At 66.7% G+C, this 16712-nt stretch carries 11 protein-coding genes; 2 read left to right on the top strand and 9 right to left on the bottom strand.

The features are described from left to right. Positions 1-146 precede the first annotated feature (146 nt). The 3 genes from WS49_RS09425 to WS49_RS09435 all read right to left on the bottom strand — a co-directional run bounded on the left by WS49_RS09425 (position 147) and on the right by WS49_RS09435 (position 8283). Positions 147-5750, bottom strand: coding sequence for an autotransporter domain-containing protein (locus WS49_RS09425; RefSeq protein ID WP_059526929.1), 5604 nt, complete (start codon positions 5748-5750; stop codon positions 147-149). Between the two features lie 633 nt (positions 5751-6383). Next, on the bottom strand, positions 6384-7043 hold the full coding sequence (locus tag WS49_RS09430; protein WP_156441369.1) for a YdcF family protein: 660 nt from the start codon (positions 7041-7043) through the stop codon (positions 6384-6386). Between the two features lie 205 nt (positions 7044-7248). Continuing rightward, positions 7249-8283: a rod shape-determining protein gene (locus tag WS49_RS09435; protein WP_059526935.1), complete on the bottom strand. Its 1035-nt coding sequence runs from the start codon at positions 8281-8283 to the stop codon at positions 7249-7251. Positions 8284-8555: 272 nt separating this feature from the next. On the opposite strand from WS49_RS09435, the gene WS49_RS09440 reads away from it, so the two are divergent. Further along, the gene (locus WS49_RS09440) at positions 8556-10976 is read left to right on the top strand and encodes a patatin-like phospholipase family protein (protein ID WP_059526938.1); all 2421 of its coding nucleotides are present in this window, start codon (positions 8556-8558) and stop codon (positions 10974-10976) included. Positions 10977-10982: 6 nt separating this feature from the next. Here the strand turns inward: WS49_RS09440 and WS49_RS09445 are convergent, their stop codons facing one another. Further along, entirely contained in the window at positions 10983-12113 is a 1131-nt protein-coding gene (locus WS49_RS09445) for an ATP-binding protein (protein WP_059526953.1), read from the bottom strand. Between the two features lie 64 nt (positions 12114-12177). Beyond that, on the bottom strand, positions 12178-12888 hold the full coding sequence (locus WS49_RS09450) for a response regulator (protein ID WP_059526956.1): 711 nt from the start codon (positions 12886-12888) through the stop codon (positions 12178-12180). A 224-nt stretch (positions 12889-13112) separates the two neighbouring features. Here WS49_RS09450 and WS49_RS09455 point away from each other — a divergent pair, with 224 nt between their 5' ends. Next, positions 13113-14027 (top strand): glutaminase, encoded by a 915-nt coding sequence (locus tag WS49_RS09455; RefSeq protein WP_059526960.1) that lies wholly within the window; start codon positions 13113-13115, stop codon positions 14025-14027. Positions 14028-14043: 16 nt separating this feature from the next. On the opposite strand, the gene WS49_RS09460 is transcribed toward WS49_RS09455, so the two are convergent. From WS49_RS09460 to WS49_RS09475, 4 genes are all read right to left on the bottom strand, one after another. Next, positions 14044-14310, bottom strand: a complete 267-nt coding sequence (locus WS49_RS09460; RefSeq protein WP_059526963.1) for a hypothetical protein — start codon at positions 14308-14310, stop codon at positions 14044-14046. Positions 14311-14496: 186 nt separating this feature from the next. Then, entirely contained in the window at positions 14497-15279 is a 783-nt protein-coding gene (locus tag WS49_RS09465; protein ID WP_059526966.1) for a hypothetical protein, read from the bottom strand. Next, positions 15276-16022 (bottom strand): hypothetical protein, encoded by a 747-nt coding sequence (locus tag WS49_RS09470; protein ID WP_059526969.1) that lies wholly within the window; start codon positions 16020-16022, stop codon positions 15276-15278. Before WS49_RS09470 ends, WS49_RS09465 begins: the two co-directional genes overlap by 4 nt. Further along, positions 16019-16678, bottom strand: a complete 660-nt coding sequence (locus tag WS49_RS09475; RefSeq protein ID WP_059526972.1) for a hypothetical protein — start codon at positions 16676-16678, stop codon at positions 16019-16021. The genes WS49_RS09470 and WS49_RS09475 overlap by 4 nt, the downstream gene beginning before the upstream one ends. Between the last annotated feature and the right edge of the window lie 34 nt (positions 16679-16712).

Consider the following 16712-nt stretch of genomic DNA (forward strand, 5'->3'; position numbering starts at 1 on the left):
TGTGTCGAGGCGCAACGCGCGGTGCGCGTCGCGTGTTTCGCACAGGATAGGCCAGAACGGGGGCCGCGCGCAGCGACGAAAAAGACGCGACCCCCACGGCGTTGCCGTCGCCGCGCGGGGTCGCGCACAGGCACATCAGGCGGCGCTCAGAATTTCCACAGGATGTTGCCGAGCACCGCGTTGTCACGCACGCCGCTGCCGTACTGGCCGCTGAACGTGAGGCCGAGCGTCAGGCGCTTCGTGATGGTCGCGTCGATACCCGCTTCGAGCACCGCGCTGTCGCGAGCAATCGGCACGCCCGACACCTGGAACGACGTACCGCCGTTCGCGAACGTGAACGCCGACGACGGCTGCACGTTGCCGAACGCGTGCCGCCAGCCGACCGTCCCGCGCGCGGTGAACGTGCCGCTCGCGATCGTGCCGAGCTGCGACGCGGCACGCACGCCGAGCGTCGAGAAACCGACGTGGGTCGTCTCGCCGCCGGCGCGCAGCGCGGCCGCGCCGCCGCTTTCCGTATAGCCGTCGGTATGCAGGTTCACGTAGGCAAGACCCGCGAACGGTTCGAGCGCGACCGGCCCGACCGGCAGCGCATAGCCGACTTCGCCGAACACCTGCGCGGAATGCGCGTTGTAGCCGGCCGAATCGTGATCGGAGAAGCCCGCGAAGCCCGGATTGCGGTCGCTGTTGATCCGGTACCACGTGTACGACGCGCCGCCGCGCACGCCGAGCGCACCGTACTGCGCGCCGCCGTACAGCGACAGGTAATAGCTGTTGACCGACGCCGACGAACTCTGGTCGTTGTCGAGCGAGCTGTGCGTGACGCCGGCGGCCAGGCCGGCACGCCACTTGTCGTTGAGCGCCATGTCGGCACCGGCGATGAAGCCCGTCATGCTGCGGTTGATCGCCGACGTGTTGCCGTCGCCCGCGAGCCTGCTGCGGCCGCCGAACGCCTGCCCCCAGACCACCGGCTGATACGGCGTGCCGCCATAGCATCCTTCGCGCGAACCGATCCGGCGTTCCGGCGGCAACGTCGGGTCGGCGACACCGGCCGTGTTGTCGCCGCACAGCGCGGCGCCGCCCGAGGACAGCGCGGCGAGCGGCCCCGATCCGGGTGCGAGGCCCTGGCGCACGCGATCGGTGACGGCATCGCGCACGTAGCGGCTGTCGAGCAGCAGCATGCTCTTCAGGCTCGCCTGCAGTTCGCCGTCGAGCATCCCGTAGGCCCGGCGCGCGGTGGCCGCGTCGGTCGTCAGTATCGTGTCGTACAGCGGATTGCCCGTGCCGAGCGCGCCGATCGCGGTCGCGACCGCGCGCTGGTTCGGCGTCGTCGCGACATCGGGCAGCGACGTGCCGTTCGTGACGAGCTGCAGGTACACGTGATCCGGATCGTAGCTGAGCGTCGGCATCAGGAACGCGTAGTTCGAATTCACCTGGCTGAACGTGCCCTGCACGCCCGACGATGCGGTGAGGATCGTGTACTTCGTGGTCGGCTGGTAGCTGGCCTGGTTCGCGAGCACCTGCACGGTGCCGCCGTTCAGCGTGGCCGCGCCGCTCGCCGCGATGCTGCCGCCCTGCTGCGGCGTGACCGCGACCTGGAGCGTCGAGCCCGGCTGGAACGTGACGTTGCCGGCGACGTTCAGCGCCGCGCCCGGCTGCGACACGGCCGCGAACGCGCCGCTCTGTACGACGACGCCGCCGACCGTGCCGGTGCCCGTCAGCGTCGCGCCGCTCTGCACGGTCACGGTCGACTGGCCGAGCGAACCGTCGACGGCGAGCGTGCCCGCGGCGACGGTGGTGGGACCGCTCAGCGTACTGAGGCCCGTCAGCGTCAGTTGTCCGCTGCCGGCCTGGGTCAGCGAGCCGGTGCCGGACAGCACGCTCGCGAGCGTCACGTGGGCGGACTGGTTGAAGATCAGCGCGCCGTTGTCGACGACATTGCCGACCACGCTGCCCGACGTGCCGCCGTTGCCGAGCTGCAGCGTGCCGCCCGCCGCGATCGTCGTGCCGCCCGTGTACGTGTTCGCGCCCGTCAGCGTCTGGATGCCGGTGCCCGCGACCGTCAGGCCGCCGGTCCCGCCGATCACCCCGCCGAACACGCCGCTGGCGGTTCCGCCCAGCGTCAGCGCGTTGCCGCCGAGGCTCACGTTGCTGCCGGCCACGCCCGACAGCGCGCCGAGCGTTTGCGCGCCCGACGCGCTGCTCAGGTCGAGCGTCGCGCCGGTGCCGGCGAGGTTCATCGTGCCGGTCGCCGCCAGGCTGCCGCCCGCGCCGACCGCCAGCGTGCCCGCGTTGATCGTCGTGCCGCCGGTGTACGTGTTCGCGCCCGTCAGCGTCGTGGTCGCCGCGCCGTCCTTCACGAGCGCGCCCGTGCCGGAGATCGCGCCGCTCAATCCGAGCGTATTGCTGCCGCCGAGCGTCAGCGTCGCGCCCGTGCCGAGAGCAATCGCATTCGTCATCGACAGGTTCGCGTTCGTATCGAGCGTCGCCGCGCCGCCGACGTTCAGCGCGCCGGTGCCGAGTGCCGCGGCGTTGCCGAGCACGAGGCCGCCGCTATTGAGGTTCGTGCCGCCCGAATAGGTGCTCGCGCCGTTCAGCGTCTGCGTGCCGGTGCCGGCCAGCGTCAGGCTGCCGGTCCCGCCGATCGCCCCGTTGAACGTGCCGCTGCCCGTCCCGCCCAGCGTCAGCGCGTTGGCGCCGATATTCACGTTGCTCCCGGCCACGCCCGACAACGCGCCGAGCGTTTGCGCACCCGTCGCACCGCTCAGGTCGAGCGTCGCGCCCGCGTTCGCGAGATTCATCGCGCCGGTCGCGGCCAGGCTGCCGCCCGCGCCGACCGCCAGCGTGCCCGCGTTGATCGTCGTGCCGCCGGTGTACGTGTTCGCGCCCGTCAGCGTCGTGGTCGCCGCGCCGTTCTTCACGAGCGCGCCCGCGCCGGAGATCGCGCCGCTCAATCCGAGCGCGTTGCTGCCGCCGAGCGTCAGCGTCGCGCCCGTGCCGAGATCGACCGCGTTGGTGATCGACAGGCTCGCGTTCGTATCGAGCGTCGCCGCGCCGCCGACGTTCAGCGCGCCGGTGCCGAGTGCCGCTGCGTTGCCGAGCACCAGGCCGCCGCTATTGAGGTTCGTGCCGCCCGAATAGGTGCTTGCGCCGTTCAGCGTCTGCGTGCCGGTGCCGGCCAGCGTCAGGCTGCCGGTGCCGCCGATCGCCCCGTTGAACGTGCCGCCGGTCGTCCCGCCCAGCGTCAGCGTGTTGGCGCCGAGATTCACGTTGCTGCCGGCCACGCCGTCCAGCGCGCCGATCGACTGCGTGCCCGCGGTCGCACCGCTCAGGTCGAGCGTCGCGCCCGCGTTCGCCAGATTCATCGCGCCGGTCCCCGCCAGGCTGCCGCCCGCGCCGATCGCCAGCGTGCCCGCGTTGATCGTCGTGCCGCCCGTATACGTGTTCGCGCCCGTCAGCGTCACGGTCGCCGCGCCGTTCTTCACCAGCGCGCCCGTGCCGGAAATCCCACCGCCCAGCCCGAGTGCATTGCTGCCGCCCAGCGTGAGCGCCGTGCTCGCGCCGAGATCGATCGCGTTGCCGATCGCCAGGTTCGTGGTCGCATCGAGCGTCGCCGCGCCGCCGACGGTCAGCGTGCCGGTACCGAGGGCCGCGGCATTGCCGAGCGCGAGGACGCCCGCGTTCAGCGTCGTGCCGCCCGTGTAGTTGTTCGCGCCGTTCAGCGTCAGCGTCGCCGCGCCGTTCTTCACGAGCCCGCCGCCGCCGGAGATCGTGCCGCCGAGCCCGAGATCGGTGCTGCCGACCACGGTCAGCGTCGTGCCGGTGGCGACGTTGATGCCGTTCGCGAGCGACACGTTGGTGGTCGCATCGAGCGTCGACGAGCCGTTGACGTTCACCGCGCCCAAACCCAGCGCCGCGTTGCTGCCGACGACGAGGTTGCCGCCGTTCAGGTTCGTGCCGCCCGTATACGTGTTCGTGCCGGTCAGCGATTGCGTGCCGGGGCCGGACAGCGTCACGCTGCCCGCACCGCCGATCGTGCCCGCGTAGGTTGCGTTGACGGTGCCGTTGAGCGTCAGCGTGTTGGCGCCGAGGGTCACGTTCGTGCCGGCCGCGCCGGACAGCGCGCCGATCGTCCGCGCGCCCGACGCGCCGCCCAGGTCGAATGTCGCGCCAGCGCCGGTCAGGTTCACCGTGCCGGTCGCCGCGAGGCTGCCCGCACCGCTCAGCGCGAGCGTGCCGCTGACGATCGTCGTGTCGCCCGTGTAGGTGTTCACGCCGCTCAGTGACAGCGTCGCCGCGCCGTTCTTCACCAGGCCGCCGTTTCCGCTGATCGTGCCGGACAGCCCGAGGTCGTTGCTGCCGCCGAGCGTCAGCGTCGCGCTGTTGTTGAGATTGACCGCATTGTTGAGCGTGACGCTCGCGCTCGTGTCGAGCGACGCCGCCGCATTGACGTTCAGCGCGCCCGTGCCGAGCGCCAGGTTGTTGCCGGCCACGAGGCCGCCGCCGTTCAAGTTCGTGCCGCCCGCATAGGTGTTGGCGCCCGACAGCGTCAGCGTGCCGCCGTCGTTCTTCGTCAGCGCGCCGCTGCCCGACACCGTGCCCGACAGCGTGAGCCCGGTCGCGCCCTGCACCGTCAGCGCGGTGCCGAGCGCCACGTTGTTCGACACGTTGAGCCCCGCCGTGCCCGCCTGCAACGCACCGCCGTTGGCCGTGATCGTGCCCGTGCCGAGCGACGCGTTGTCGTTGATGATCGCGACGCCGCCCGCGAGCGTCGCGTCCTGCGCGGTCGACGGGCCGTTGATCGTCCAGTTGCCGCTCGTGACGTCGAGATGATTGAAGTTGATGTAATTGTTGACCGCGATCGTGCCGTTCGCGGAGGTGCCCTGCTGCAGGTTCAGCGTGTTGTTGCCGCCCGCGCCGCCGTCGACGATGCCCGTCGCCGCCACGTTGATCGTGTTCGGGCCGATCGTGATGTTGAACGCGCCGCCGGTGCCGCCCGCCGCGTTGACCGACGAGCCCGTCACCGCGTTGAACGTGTTGTTGCTGTTCGCGCCCATCGACACGCCGCCGTTGATCGTGCCCGAGTTCGTGAACGTGTTGCCCTGCCCGGGCGTACCGTTGGTGCCGAGCGACACGCGGCCGTTGATCGTCCCGCTGTTCGTCATGTTGACCCTGCCGCCGCCGTACGCGGCGACCACGGGTGCATCCGCGCCGGACAGCGTCGCGCCGACCAGCGGATTCGAGCCGATCGTGCCGGTGTTGTTGATGGTCGACGTGCCGCCGGTGCCGTTCTGGACCGACAGCGCCATGCCGGTCACGCCGCTGATCGCCACCCCGGTCGAGCCGTTCATCGTGCCGTTGTTGGTGACGGTGGTGTTGCTCGCCGACGCATTGCCGACCACCGCCCCGCTCGACAGCACGCCGAGCCCCGAGCCGAGCGCGGACGGGTCGATCAAGCCGTTGTTGGTCAGCGTGTTGTTGTTCCCGGTCAGCGACATCGCGGTGCCGCCGACGCCCAGCAGCACGCCGACGCTCGCGCCGGGATTGACGGTGACGTTCAGGTTGTTCGCGCTGTTCGCATAGCTCGGCGCCAGCGGATTCGCGACGCCCGAGCAGGTTACCGTGGTGCCCGCCGTGCTGCAGGTCGCGTACGCGGGAACGATGCCCGCGCCGGACAATGCCAGGAAAACCCCCGTCGGCAACAGGAATCTCGGAAACGGCTCCCCACTCTTCTTCGAATGCGCAATGTTCATGCTTCCCCTCATCATCGGCATGGATGCTGATCGGACCGGCGACAGCGGAAAATCCGGGACGCAAGCGTGCCCTCCGGCGGTCGCGGAACGACGTCGGTTTATTCGTGGATGAACTGCTGGTTAATCGATTCTCGTTTGCGAACGCAAAACTAACCGGATGCCATGATCGTGACCCCTCGTTTTTTTATGCAGCGACTTTCTGGTTGATTTGATTTCCGCCTGCTTTTGTCAGACTAGGCTATATCAAAAAAACACGGTTTTCCAGTCGATGTTTGGTTATCTGATCGAGGTCAATCGAATACGTATTTTTTACTTGGGGAAATGCGCGAAGCGACCGGCTTACGCGGGCTTCCCGGTCATTCCGGAAAAATCCGGGGCCAAGCTACCGACGCCGCGGAATCCGTGAAAACACCGATATTTCGCACTGAATCGCCGGCTGGATTTTCGCGGTGCGATATGAATGACGACGGCGGCAGCCGGCACACATTATCCGGATCCATTTCATTTGCATAATTGAAAGCACGGATTTTCAACGCCCCGCCAGGCACGTTCGAATCAGGCGCACGTGAAATCGCCGTTTTGAAATGAAAATGAAAGCCGTGAAATCGATCGATTCCCGGCCGGCACGGCGTGTTACGAAAACAGGCTCATCAGATAGAGCATCGGCCGGAACGACATGGGTCGCGCACCGGGATCGAGCCACAGGCGCAGTGCGTAGATCGCGTATGCGGGCACTTCCCGCCAGCTCGAATAGATATCGCGCCACTGGAAGCCGCGCGGAAACGCGGCGAAGATGTTCGCGGGCGCGATGCCGACCCGCTCGAACGCGAGGCGCGCCCGCGCGAGGTGGTAATACTGGCTGACAATCAGCACGCGCGACATCCGGTGCGCCTGCATGTACGCGCGCGCGCGCTGCGCGGTCGCGAGCGTGTTGTCGCCCTGGTCGTCGACGGCGATCCGGTCGGCCGGCACGCCGCGCGCGACCAGATAGTCGCGCATCGCGGTCGCCTCGTTCAGCCCGGGGCCGTCGATCGCGCCGCTGACGAGGAACGCCGGACACTGCCCGGTGCGGTAGCAGCGCACGCCGACATCGAGCCGCGCCGCGAGCACCGGTTTCGGCGCGCCGCCGTCGTCGAGCGCATTGCCGAAGATCACCGCGACGTCGGCCGGCGCGCTCGGCATCCGCATCCCGGTTCCGACGAGCACGACGGCCGCGACGATCCACAAACACGCGAATGCGGCCAGCACGCGGCCGATCCGGGCCGCACGGCCCTTCTTGAAACGCTGGTTCAAAGGTGTCGGACTCCTGGGGAAGCGTGCCGCCGGTTTGCACGGCATACGGCCCGGCATGCTGCCACGACGCGCTCGCGCCTGTCCAGGTAACGCGGTCGATACGACCTGCCGAGCATGTCCGGAGAATCCGGACGACGTTCGGCATGCTGGAGATTCGGGGTTCGAAAGACCGGCGAGGAACGCCAATGCGCCGGCCCGGCCGGCGTCAATCCACCGGACACGTCGCGAGCCGCCCCATCGCCTCCCCCGCGCCGCGCACCGCGCAGGTGGCCGGCTCGTCGGCGATCCGCGCGGTCAGCCCGGTCTCGTCGCGCAGCAGGCGTTCGAGGCCCGCGAGCAGCGCGCCGCCGCCCGTGAGCACCACGCCGCGATGCGCGATGTCGGTCAGGAGTTCGGCCGGCGCATTTTCCAGCACCGACTTCACCGCGCCGATCACCTGCTTGAGCGGTGCGGCCAGCGCGTCCGCCACGTCGTGGTTGGACAGCTCGATCGAGCGCGGCAGGCCGTCCGCGACGCCGCGCCCGATCGCGCGCGTCGACGTGCGCGGCACCGCGCTGGTGGCCGAGCCGATCGAATTCTTCACGCGCTCGGCGGTCTGCTCGCCGAGCAGCACGCCGTACAGGTTGCGCACGTGGTTGACGATCGCCGCATCGAACTGGTTGCCGCCCACGCGGATCGCCTCGCGGTAGACGATGCCGCCGAGTGCGATCACCGCGACTTCGGTCGTCCCGCCGCCGATATCGATCACCATCGAGCCGACCGGCTCGGTCACCGGCAGGCCCGCGCCGAGCCCGGCGGCGAGCGCTTCCTCGATCAGTTCGACGTCCGATACACCGGCGGCGAACGCGGCCTCGCGGATCGCGCGGCGCTCGACCGCCGTCGCATCCGACGGCACGCACAGCGTGACCTCGACGCGGCGGCCAAAACGCGAACGCGTGCGCGACATGTCGATGAAGCGGCGGATCATCTGCTCGGCGGCGTGCGCATCGGCGATCACGCCATGCCGCATGGGCCGCACGGCCTCCAGATGCCCCGGCTCACGGCCGAGCAGCGCCTTCGCGAGCTCGCCGACCGCTTCGAGCGTCGGTCGCGCGTCGGTCGCGCCGCCCTTGCGAAAGCAGACCACCGACGGCTGGTTCAGCACCACGCCGCGCTCGTGCGTATAAATCCGCGTACTCGCCGTTCCAGGGTCGATCGCAACGGGTTGCGCAAACAACTTTCCGAACAGCGGTGTCGACATATCAAGCCTTTTTTTTGAACAAACCGGCCGAAATGGCCAGGCCGCGTCCCCGCGGCGCGCTTTTACCGCCCCATCACGGACTTAGCGGCAAATGGTTCCGGTACTTTAGACAATTCCGATGATTTTTTCGCGACGAGATTGCCAAATGTGCGTTTCGGCAGGCCCGCGGCTACGCATCGGCCTCTCGCGTCGCGCTTGTAAAACACGGTAATCTCTCGGTCTTGCCTGCTCCCGGCAGGCGTCCGACGACCGATCACGCCAGGTATTCCTCCATGACAGCGACCGCTTTTCCCCGCTGGCTCGGGGTGCGCCCACTCGGCGCAACGCTCGTTGCGCTCTGGTGCTGCACCGTTGCCGCCCAGCCCTTGCCGGCCGCCGACACCCCCGCCGGCCCCGTGACGGCGGCCACTGCCGCCGCACCGGGCGCGCTCGCCACGACGGCCGCCGCCCCCGCCGCCAAGCCCGCGCCGACCTGCAACGCCGACGGCGGCCCGGCCGGCCGGCCGGCGATCGGCCTCGTGCTGTCCGGCGGCGGCGCCCGCGGATACGCGCACCTGGGCGTGCTGAAGGTGCTCGAGGAGAACCGCATTCCGATCGACTGCATCGCCGGCACCAGCATGGGCGCCGTGGTCGGCGGCCTGTATGCGAGCGGGATGGCCGCCGACGAGATGCAGAAGCAGCTGTCGGAGGTGAACCTGGCCGACATCGCGTTCGACGTGACCGACCGCGCGGACCTGCCGCAAAGCAGCCGCGAGGACGAGCGACTGTACATCAACAGCCTGACGCTCGGCTTCGGCAAGAAAGGCGTGAAGGCGCCGGTCGGCCTCGTGCAGGGCAACCGGCTGCAGGCGCTGCTCGCGAACTGGACCGCCGCCGTGCCGACCAACCAGCCGTTCGACCAGCTGCCGATCCCGTATCGCGCGGTCGCGACCGACCTGCAGACGGGCCAGATGGTCGTGCTCGACCACGGCTCGCTGCCGCTCGCGATCCGCGCGAGCATGGCGATGCCCGGCCTGTTCGCGCCGGCCGAGATCAACGGCCGCGCACTCGTCGACGGCGGGCTCGTCAGCAACCTGCCGGTCGACACCGCGCGCCAGATGGGGGCGAAGGTCGTGATCGCCGTCGACATCGGCTCGCCGCTGCGCCCGCTCGACGCGCTCGCGTCGCCGGCCGACGTGATGCAGCAGATGGTCGGCATCCTGATCCGCCAGAACGTGACGTCGCAGCGCAAGCAGCTCGCCGCGCAGGACGTGCTGCTCACGCCCGACCTCGGCGCGCTCGCGTTCACCGATTTCCAGAACGCGAAGCAGGCGATCGCCGCCGGCGCGGCCGCCGCGACCGCGGCGCTGCCGCGCCTCAGGCACTTCGCGCTCACGCCGGAACAGTACGCGGCCTACCGGTCCGCGCATGCGCAGCCGCTGCCGCCGCCGATCCGCATCACGCGGATCGAGATCAAGACGACCGGCGGCGTGCCGAAGCGTGTCGTCAGCGACGCGCTGCATGTGAAACCGGGCGACACCTACGATCCCGCGACCGTCAGCCAGGACCTGCTCGGGCTGACGACCGGCGGCAATTTCGAGAGCGTGACGCAGCAGATCGTGAGCCACGGCGACGAGAACGTGCTCGAGATCGATGCGCGGGAGAAATACTGGGGGCCGAATTTCCTGCTGTTCGGCGTCGGCATGTCGAGCAGCTCGACCGACGAGGGCGGCTTCCGCCTGCACGTCGGCTACCGGCGGCCGTGGCTCACCGAATCGGGTCTCGAGTTCCGCGCGGACACGACGATCGGCAGCGATCTGCAGTCGGCGCGCGTCGAATTGCGCCAGCCGCTGCCGGCCGCGTACGGCTTCTACATTTCGCCCTATGCGGAATACCAGCGCCGCTACGTGAACCTGTACGACAACAGCGGCGAGGTGAAGCTGAATCAATACTTGATGCAGACGGCGCGCACTGGGCTCGACTTCGGCCTGCCGATCGCACGGCTCGGCGACTTCCGGATGGGTATCGGCTACGCGACGGGGCATGGCTCGCCGAACTACAACCTGCCATTCCCGTTCGACGACGGCAGCTCGACGCTGATCTGGCCGAGCTTCACGTCACAGGCGCTGACTGCGCGTGCGCGGCTCGTCATCGATCAGCTCGACGATCCGATGTTCCCGCGGCGCGGCTACTACGGCGAATTCCGTGTCGAACGGTCGCTGTGGTCGCACAACACCCAGTCCGCCCAGGACCTCGCCGATGCGTCCAACACGCCCTATACCGAGCTCTACGGCAAGGCGATGATCGCGCAGCAGTTCGGCCGGCACAGCGTCAGTGCAACGATCGAGGGCGGCAAGAGCATCGGCGGCACCAACCTGATCAACGCGTTCAACTTCACGCTCGGCGGGTTCCAGCATCTGGCCGCGTATGCGGCCGACCAGCTGACCGGCAACGAACTCGCGTACGGCAACGTGACCTACATGAACCAGCTGATGACCTTCAACGCGTCCCCGATCAAGGCGCTGTCGGTTGGCGCCAGCGCGGAAGTCGGCAACGTGTGGTCGAGCGGCGTGAACGTCGGCGGCGGCACGCTCAAGCAGAGCTACACGTTCTTCACGAGTCTGTCGACTGCATTCGGTCCGCTGTACATGGGTGTCGCGCTCGCGCCGGGCGGCCGGCGCAACATCTACCTGCAGCTCGGCCGCACGTACTGACGGCGCTCAGATCGGCCAGCTGATCTCGAAGCGCGCGCCGCCGAGTTCGACCGGATCGACGACCGCGATCCGGCCGTTGTGCGCGTGAAGCACCTGCCGCGTGATCGCGAGGCCGAGCCCGTAGCCGCCCGTGCGGCGGTCGAGACGCACGAACGCATCGAAGATCCGCTCGCGCTCGCTCTCCGGCACGCCCGGGCCGTCATCCTCGACGAAGATCGCGATGTTGCCGTGCTCGATCGCGATCCCGACGACGATCCGCGACGCCGCATATTTGCTCGCGTTGCGCAGCAGGTTGCGCATCGCATACGACATCAGCCGCCGGTCCATCTTCACGCGCAGGTCCGACGCGATCGCGATGCGCGACTCGATCGCGCGCTCCGGATACAGCAGCTGCGCGTCGCTGATCTGGTGCTCGAACCACGCGACGGGCGCGGTCAGTTCGAGGTTCGACTGCAGCGAGCTGTATTCGAGCCGCGCATACGTGAGGCTCATGTCGATCAGCTCCTCGAGCTCGGTCACGTCCTGCGCGATGCTCTCCAGCGCACCGTTGTATTCGGCGGCGGAGCCCGGTTCGCGCAGCATCTCGAGCGCGAAGCGCACGCGCGCGAGCGGCGTGCGCAGCTCGTGCGAGATCCCGTTCGTCAGGTCGCGCTGCGCGGCGATCAGCCGTTCCATGCGCATCGCGAGCGCGTTCAGCGTGCGCGCGAGCGGGCCGATGATCACGCTGTGCGACTCCCGCGCGCGCGTGTTGAAGCGCCCGCCGGTGAAGTCGATCGCGCGCTCGCGCACCATCACGAGATCCGACCAGACCGGCCGCATCCACCGATACGCGGCGAGCGCGGGCGCGGCGAACACGAACGCGAGCACGATCCAGATATCGCCCGGCAGCGCGTCGAACGCGTGCCACACGACTTCCGGCGACAGCACCACGCACAACGCGAGCGCCGGCACGAGCGCGGTCAGCAGCACGAGGCCGAGCAGATGCAGGTAAGTCCGCACGTACAGGCGCGACCAGCTCGGAATGCGGTCGGCGCGCGTGTCGGTCCACGCGCGGCGGAAATGCAGCCAGCGCCATTTGACATAGCGCGGCGCCGAAAGCGGCGCTGCGTCGGGATGCGAAGGGGTGCGTCGGATCATCGCGGCTTCCGGCTATCGTGCGATGCGGGGATGCGGCGGCCGACGGCGTCGTGCCGGGCCGGCGTCATTCCCACGCATGCTTGCTGAACTGGTAACCCTTGCTGCGGATCGTCTTGATCCGCTGCGGGTTGCCCGCGTCGTCGTGCAGCTTGCGGCGCAGCTTCGAGATGCGCCCGTCGATCGTGCGGTCGAGACCGTCGAACTCGACGCCGCGCAGCTGCAGCATCAGGTCGTCGCGGCTGACGACTTCTCCCGCGTGGCACACCAGCACCCACAGCAGGTCGAACTCGGCCGACGTGAGGTCGGGTGAGCTGCCGCCCGGCAGCACGACCGAACGGTCGGTGCGGTCGATCGAGAACTGGCCGAACGTGTAGCGCTCCGGCTGCGGCGCGGCACCCTCGGCCGCGCGCGCGGGGACGCGGCGCAGCTGCGCCTTGATCCGCGCGAGCAGGATGCGCGGCTCGACCGGCTTGTGCACGTAGTCGTCGGCGCCGAATTCGAGGCCGAGCAGCTCGTCGAACGGCTCGTCGCGCGCCGTCACCATGATGATCACGCCGTCGTACTGCTTGCGCGCCTCGCGGCAGATCTCGAAGCCGTCCTTGCCCGGCAGGTTCACGTCGAGAATGACGAGATCCGGGCGCGTGGACAGGATCGCCGGCACGGCGGCGTCACCGTGCAGCACAGTGTCGACTTCGTAGTCGTTCTTGCGCAGGTAGCCGGCGATCAGCGTGGACAGGCGGGTGTCGTCTTCGACGAGCAGGATGCGAAAAGACATGGGCAACGGTCGGATCATACGGGGAGACCGTGGCGGCGGCGGGCTTGCGCCGGCCGCCGGCCATCGGCCGAAACGTACCGCATGATACTGCGCCCGCCGATTGCCCGTTCGAAGATCTGGAGAATAAGGGCGCGATGGCTGCCACGCTTGACGAATCGGCGCCGAAACGGTTCCATACGGGCTCTTTGAAAACCGGGCTCCGCGCCCGCCCTGCCTCGTACGCGATGAACTATCAGCCGATCCTCGAACGCATCCACGCCGAACTCGCCCCCTGGATCGGCCAGGGACGCGTTGCCGACTACATTCCCGAGCTCGCGAAAGTGCCCGCCGACAAGTTCGGGATGGCCGTCGTGACGCTGGACGGAAACGTTTACACCGTCGGCGACGCGCAGGAGCGCTTCTCGATCCAGAGCATCTCGAAGCTGTTCGCATGCACGCTCGCGTTCCAGTTGCTGGGCGATGCGCTGTGGGAACGGGTCGGCCGCGAGCCGTCCGGCACCGCGTTCAATTCGCTCGTTCAGCTCGAAAGCGAGCGCGGCAAGCCGCGCAACCCGTTCATCAACGCCGGCGCGCTGGTCGTCACCGACGTGCTGTGCCGCCGCTTCGTCAAGGCCGAGACGGCGCTCGTCGAATTCGTGCGGCGGCTGATCGGTGTTGGCGACGTCGACTACGATTCGCGCGTCGCGCTGTCGGAACTGGAACATGCGGAACGCAACCGCGCGATGGCACATTTCATGGCGAGCTTCGGGAACATGCAGATGCCGCCCGACATCGTGGTGGACGCGTATTGCCGCCAGTGTGCGATCACGATGAACTGCATCGAGCTTGCGCAAGCGGCGCTGTTTCTCGCGAACGGCGGCATCGCGCCCGTCACCGGCGAGCGGGTCGTCGATGCGAGTTCGGCGAAGCGATTGTCGGCGCTGATGTTGACCTGTGGCACCTATGACGCGGCGGGCGACTTCGTTTATCGCGTCGGCTTGCCCGCCAAGAGCGGGGTCGGCGGCGGGATCGTCGCGGTGCTGCCGGGCGACATGGCCGTGTGCGTGTGGGCGCCGGGGCTCGATGCGAACGGGAACTCGTTGGCGGGGACGTTGGCGCTGGAGTGGTTGACGACTTATACGGGGAGGTCGATTTTTTGAGGGGGCTGGGTTGGGTTTAGGCGGACCTCATTGGCGCAATGTCGGTGGGTTCATAGCGGCGGGTGGTGGTGCGTTCGACGGGGAAGTCGGTTTTCGGCAGCGATCGACCCGAAGCGGTCTTCTGCATGGCTAACGCCGGCGTCTGCTTTGCAATCGTTAGCCGTCGGTCGCGGTCGCCAGCTGACTTCACTGTTTCGGCCACATAGTTTAGCAATGCGCCGATGCCGACGCCCGCGAGCCCCGATACGGCGCTGATGATGGCGTTGACATTCGCGGAGTCCATCTAGTGCGGCCCCTTGAACCACTTTTCGGCTGCCTTTACCGATATCAGATCTTTGAGCTTATTGAAGTCTGAATCGCCTGCGACTTAGCACACTTCTTGCCGATATCAGGCCGCAGCTCACGGTAGCGCCTGACGATGTCAAAGACGCATTCGTCCTTGTCGGCCGCTTGTCGTGGTCTGCGGCCTTCATGCAAAGGCAGACTCGCCGTCAGAAGCGTCTTGATGTTTTCCAAGCACCTCGATGATCTGAGCTCCAAGTCGGAGTGCTTCGTCCGCCTGTTCCAGGCTGACAGGCTGAGCGTGGATCGCTGCATTGCACACGTTGTTGACGTACTTGAAGGGCTTCGCAAGGTACTCGTACGAAGGATCGGTTTGGATGAACCTCTGAAAGAGCTGCCTCATGGTGGCAAGCTTGATTGGATCGTCGCCAGGATTCGCCACAATCAACCTTGCCCCGACGATCCGGCGCAGCAAGCGTTCAATGTCCATCCGAACCTTGGCAAGCATGAGCGGGATGTCTCCGTCTTGCTGCGCGCGGATCGTCCGCTCGTACTTCTCAACGGTCGACTGATCGACCGGATTGAGGTTTTCGCCGAGCTTTTTTTGCGCTTCGCGTAGCTGTTCAGGACTTGTGCCATGCACATGGACCTGTGTCGAGACTCGTTGCGTCGCCAAGTTGGTCGAGACAGCGCTCATCGTGTTCCGCACCTCATTCTTGAACTCACGCAGCTCTTCCTTGGCCGCCGCCGCTTCCTTCTTTGCTTCCTTGACCTCACGCTCCAGTTCGATCCACGAACCGATCTTGATCTTGTTGAAGAACGGCAAGAATAGGAAGAAAAGTGTCAACGCGACAAACAGTGCATCGCCGATGAGCGATTCAGTTTTCGGCGGAAATCCGGCCTTTATGACAAAGCCGATCCCAAAATAGCCTGCGACCAGCCAAGACGGAATGGTGAGCCACCAGTTCATACGTTCGGGTTCAACAAAACGTTGTTTACCAGATCGGTGATTTGATCTTCAGCTTGTACAGGGGTGAAAGCCGCGGACGAAGGGTGAGCCGCAGAGTTGCGACGATTCAGACGATCCGTCAGGGTCTTGCAGACGGTGGCATCGAAGATGCGCGCCCCGCGGCAGATTTCGATCACCTGACGTTCGCCGTAGTCTTCGAAGTCGGTCAGCTTTGTGATGTCTGGAAGCTTGGCGTAAGTCTTGGATTTCTGGCCATTGAAGGCAGTCACGTGGCCGCAGTAGATGCGGTCAAGGACATGGGAGTATGTCAGGTTCCACATCATCACAATGGCTGCGCGGTACGCGCCATGCTTGAAGCAAACGAGCGCCTCGTTCAAGAAGACCTTGTGTGTCGGGTTCGTGATCTTGACCACCAAGCCGTCTAGCAGAGCCGTTGTCGCCACCGAGCTAGACCGCACCGGTAGGAGCTTTTCCATTTCTCCCCGAACTGCGCTCGCGAGCTTATAGCCCTTTGGGCTCCGAATGGCGCGGACTGGCCGCTTCTCCAAGATTTTGGCAAGCGCCGCGGAGACGTTCGGAATCGGAAGATGCACAGCGTCGTAGCAGGCACGAATATCTGCCGGGCTGAAATACTCCTGCCCCTTAACTTCGTGGAAAAACCAGCCAAAGACCTCAATCTGGTACGGCGCAGATTTCTGATTGAAGTCCTTGATCGGCGAGATGAAGTGTTGAACGTCCTTCAAGTGTCAGCCTTCCCCATTTCCCGAACTCGCCGCTCACCAGCGTTGTTTATGGTGCATGTGCCCGGCATCACTCCTGCGACGAAAAGTTGACGCTTCTGGTGTCTCAGGTCGGCGATGGGTGTTGCCGCGTTCCCTGGCAACGACCAGTCATAGTGCATGTACGCGGTGAAGAAGTGTTCTGTTGTCAGGTCCTCAACCCCGACGGTGTGCTTAAACCAATACGCAATGCACAGGTAGCGATCAAGATGCGTCGAGGGCTTCTTTTCGTTTATGAACGCCTCGAGCGTCGGAGCGGAGTCGTCGAACTTCAACTCCTTCATGACCTTGAAGTTTTTCGGCTTTTTGGGAGCTCCCTGCTTCTTTGGAGCGGGGGCAGCGGCTGGTGTCGCATCTTCTACGTCTGAATCCTGCGGCACTTCCTCGACAAGTTCTGGCTCCCCCTCCTCACCGTTGGCGGCTGCGAGACGAGGCGCAGAGGGGCCTCGAAGCTGAGGTTTCGCTTCCTGGACGATGCCAAATCCGGATTGAGAGAATGCGGCCTTGATCGCATCGAGTCCCTTTTGAAGGCTCGCGTCGGATCCCTTCATCGTGAACCTGACCATCGAGACGGTGATTTCGCCCTCTTGCTCTGAAGTGTTCTTTGACGGCTTCGCCATGTCTGCTCCTTCGGGGACGCAACGATTTTCTCAG

This window comes from Burkholderia sp. RF7-non_BP4 (assembly GCF_001521935.1).
GTDB lineage: Bacteria > Pseudomonadota > Gammaproteobacteria > Burkholderiales > Burkholderiaceae > Burkholderia > Burkholderia diffusa.